The organism is Streptomyces sp. NPDC060198, assembly GCF_042728415.1.
In the GTDB taxonomy this organism is placed as follows: Bacteria; Actinomycetota; Actinomycetes; order Streptomycetales; family Streptomycetaceae; genus Streptomyces.
Genome location: NZ_JBHWZJ010000518.1, coordinates 1 through 3,949, shown reverse-complemented (window position 1 = coordinate 3,949; position 3,949 = coordinate 1). Strand labels below are relative to the sequence as shown.

General features: G+C 72.2%; 3 protein-coding genes. 2 read left to right on the top strand and 1 reads right to left on the bottom strand.

The genetic code is table 11. The annotated features are described in order from the left end of the window. Nucleotides 1–21: 21 nt before the first annotated feature. Complete coding sequence (locus ACFWEP_RS32710; RefSeq protein WP_387375639.1) at nt 22–1,053, bottom strand: LacI family DNA-binding transcriptional regulator; 1,032 nt, start codon at nt 1,051–1,053, stop codon at nt 22–24. 165 nt (nt 1,054–1,218) lie between these two features. Between ACFWEP_RS32710 and ACFWEP_RS32705 the strand changes: the two genes are divergently transcribed. Further along, entirely contained in the window at nt 1,219–2,481 is a 1,263-nt protein-coding gene (locus ACFWEP_RS32705) for an MFS transporter (protein ID WP_387375637.1), read from the top strand. Between the two features lie 9 nt (nt 2,482–2,490). Continuing rightward, nucleotides 2,491–3,852, top strand: coding sequence for a Pup--protein ligase (pafA, locus tag ACFWEP_RS32700; protein WP_328722623.1), 1,362 nt, complete (start codon nt 2,491–2,493; stop codon nt 3,850–3,852). The last annotated feature ends 97 nt before the right edge of the window (nt 3,853–3,949 follow it).

The window sequence follows — 3,949 nt, the reverse complement described above, 5'->3', positions numbered from 1 at the left end:
GGGGCAGGGTCGTACGGGCCGTCAGCGGTCAGCCGGTGGCGGGGCGGTGGAGCCGCGTACGACCAGCTCCACCGGCAGGCTGCCGGTGCGGGCGGGGCGGCCCTCCAGCACCGCGAGCAGGGCCGTCATGCCCCGCTCGCCGACCAGCTCGGCGGGGAGCGCCACCGTGGTCAGCTCGGGCTCCACCGCGGTGGCGAGCGCCAAGTCGTCGAAGCCCGAGACGGACAGGTCGTCGGGCACCCGCAGGCCGAGGCGCCGAGCCGCCTTGCAGGCGCCGGCCGCCAGGACGTCCCCGTCGCAGACCAGTGCGGTCGGCCGGGGACCCGGTGCGGTCAGCGCCGCCTCGGCCGCCCGCAGCCCCCCGGAGACCTCCAGTGGTGAGGTGACCGTGCGCAGCGACGTGCCGGGCACCGCCGCCAGCGCCTCGCGCAGGGCGCGGGCGCGCACCGCGAACGTCCACGAGTCGACCGCGGCCGCCACGTGCGTGAAGCGGCGGTGGCCGAGGGTGAGCAGATGCTCCGCCACCTGGCGCATCCCGTCCGCGATGTCGAGGTTCACCCGGGCCGCGGCGCCCGCGCCGGACGGGTCGCTGTCCAGCATCACCAGGGGCAGCTCCGTGCCGCCCAGTGCCCCGAGGGCCTCTGTCGCCATGGACGAGGCGATCACCCCGTCCAGCGCCGCGCGGGCGCTGGCGAAGGGGTCCTTCGCCGGGCCGGTGCCGTCGGGCGACGGGTAGAGCACCACCCCGAAGTCGTGGTCGGCGGCGACCGAGGCGGCACCCGTGTAGACGCGGGCGAAGAACTCGTGGGTGAGCGCGGGCACCACCAGCAACGCGGTGCGGGTCTTCCCCAGGCGCAGGCTGCGCGCCGCGAGGTTGGGCCGGTAGCCGAGTTCGCGCGCGCCCGCTCGGACCCGCTCGGCGGTGGCCTCCGACACCCTGCCCGTCCACTTGCCGCCCAGCACCAGGGAGACCGTCGCCTGCGACACCCCCGCGACCCGCGCCACGTCCCGGCTGGTGGGGCGGGCCGGGGCCGGCTGGGACGGGCTGCTCACTGGTGCCTCCGTGCGGGTGGTGGCGGTGCCGGTCGATCGGTTCCGGCCAGACGGCCGGTGCCGCGCGGTGGACCCGCGGACTGCGCACATGGTACGTATGAGCCTCGACGTTATACGTAAAACCTCGGGCGGGCGCGGGCCCGTCTCCGGGGGAGAGGGGCGGGAATGGCCGCGGGATATCTGGACATCCTCCGGGAGCGGCACGCGGCCCGGCTGCTCACCGGCACCCTGGTGGGCCGGCTGCCGAACGGCATCGCCCCGATCGCGATCGTGCTCTTCACCCGGGCCGAGGGCGGCAGTTACTCGCTGGCCGGCGGGCTCGCCGCCGCGTACGGCCTCGCCACGGCCGTCGGGCAGCCGCTCCTCGGCCGGGCGGTGGACCTGTACGGCCAGCCGCGCGTGCAGTTCCCCGCAGCGGTCGTCTCCGCCCTCGGCATGGTGCTGCTGGCCCTGGCGGGCCTGGACCCGTTGCCGCTCGCCTACGCGGCGGTCATCGTCGCCGGCGTGGCCACCCCGCCCCTGGAGGGCGGGCTGCGCGCCCTCTGGCCGTCCGTCCTCGGGAGTCGGGAGGAGCGGGTGCACCGCGCCTACGCCCTGGACGCGGTCGCCCAGGAGGTCATGTTCACCGCGGGGCCGCTGCTGGTGACCCTGCTGGTGTCCCTCTGGTCGCCCGCCGTGGCCCTGCTCGTCGTCAACGCCGCCGGGGTCCTCGGGGCGCTCTCGGTGATCCTCTGTGAACCTTCCCGTACCTGGCGGTCCGCGCCCCGCGAGGCGCACTGGCTCGGCGCCCTGCGCTCGCCGGGGCTTCTCGCGCTCCTCGGCTCGCTCTTCTTCGTCGGGATCGCGCTCGGCTCGATCACCGTTGCGGGCGTCGCCTACGCCGACGACCAGGGCCGCGAGTCCGTGTACGGCTGGCTGATGGCGGCGCTCGGGCTCGGCGCGCTGATCGGCGGCGCGGTGTACGGGGCCCGGCAGTGGGCCGGTGCGCCCGAGCGTCGGCTCCGCGGCCTCGTCGCCCTGCTCGCCCTCTGCTATCTGCCGCTCGCGCTGACGCCCGGTGTGGTCGCGATGACGGCCCTCGCCGCCCTCGCCGGAGTGTTCCTCGCGCCGTCCATCGCCTGCTCGTTCATCGTGGTCGACCGGCATGCGCCCCGGGGCACCGTGACCGAGGCCTTCTCCTGGCTCGTGACCACCATCGGTGTGGGCGCGGCGGCCGGTACGGCCGTGGCGGGGCCCGCCGTCGAGCTGGGCGGCACGGCCTGGAGTTTCGCCGTCGCCGGAGCCGGCGGGGTGGCCGCGCTGGTGGTTCTGCTCGCCACCGGAAAGGTCCTCGCAGTTCCGGCACGTGAGCGTGTCGTCGCGGCCGGATCGGAAAATGATCGAAACGGAGCTGTCGAACCCGGTTTCAGCTCACGCCGTAAGGCGTAATGTTCAGTCATGGACCGCCGCATTTTCGGGCTGGAGAACGAGTACGGCGTCACGTGCACGTTCAGGGGACAGCGCCGACTGTCACCTGACGAAGTGGCGCGCTACCTCTTCCGCCGTGTCGTGTCATGGGGCCGCAGCAGCAATGTCTTTCTGCGGAACGGCGCCCGCCTCTACCTCGACGTGGGTTCGCATCCGGAATACGCAACTCCCGAATGCGACAACCTCACTGAGCTCGTCACCCACGACAAGGCAGGCGAACGCATTCTGGAAGGTCTGCTCGTCGACGCCGAACGCCGCCTGCACGAGGAAGGAATCGCGGGCGACGTCTATCTCTTCAAGAACAACACCGACTCAGCGGGCAACTCCTACGGCTGCCACGAGAACTACCTCGTGGCCCGGCACGGGGAATTCTCCCGTCTCGCGGACATCCTCATTCCGTTCCTCGTCACGAGGCAGCTGATCTGCGGCGCGGGCAAGGTCCTGCAGACCCCGCGCGGAGCGGTCTACTGCGTGAGTCAGCGTGCCGAACACATCTGGGAGGGCGTCAGCTCCGCCACCACGCGCTCCCGGCCGATCATCAACACCCGCGACGAACCGCACGCCGACGCCGAGCGCTACCGCCGCCTGCACGTCATCGTCGGTGACTCGAACATGTCCGAGACGACGATGCTGCTCAAGGTCGGCGCCACCGACCTCGTGCTCCGCATGATCGAGGCGGGCACGGTGATGCGCGACCTGACGCTGGAGAACCCGATCCGGGCGATCCGCGAGGTCAGCCACGACACGACCGGCCGGCGCAAGGTGCGCCTGGCCAGCGGCCGTGAGGCGTCGGCCATCGAGATCCAGCGCGAGTACTACGACAAGGCGGTCGACTTCGTCGAGCGCCGGGGCATCCGCACCGGCACGACCGACCAGGTCCTCGAACTCTGGGGCCGCACCCTGGACGCGATCGAGGCGGAGGACCTCGACAAGATCGCCACCGAGATCGACTGGGTCATGAAGTACAAGCTCATCGAGCGGTACCGGGCCAAGCACAACATGACCATGTCGCACCCGAGGGTCGCTCAGATAGACCTCGCCTACCACGACATCCACCGGCGCCGGGGTCTGTACTACCTCCTGGAGCGCAAGGGCCAGGCCACCCGCATCTGCAACGACCTGAAGATCTTCGAGGGCAAGTCCGTGCCCCCGCAGACCACCCGGGCACGGCTGCGCGGGGACTTCATCAAGCGGGCGCAGGAGCAGCGGCGGGACTTCACCGTCGACTGGGTCCACCTCAAGCTCAACGACCAGGCGCAGCGCACGGTGTTGTGCAAGGACCCGTTCCGCTCGGTGGACGACCGGGTGGAGAAGCTGATCGCGGGCATGTAGAGGCCCCGCGGGTCGCCGGGCTCCGGCGCCGCGCGAGTGCCGAGCGTTTCCCGCGTTCTGTGGCGCGGTCGGGACAGGCCCCGGAACACCCGTTCCG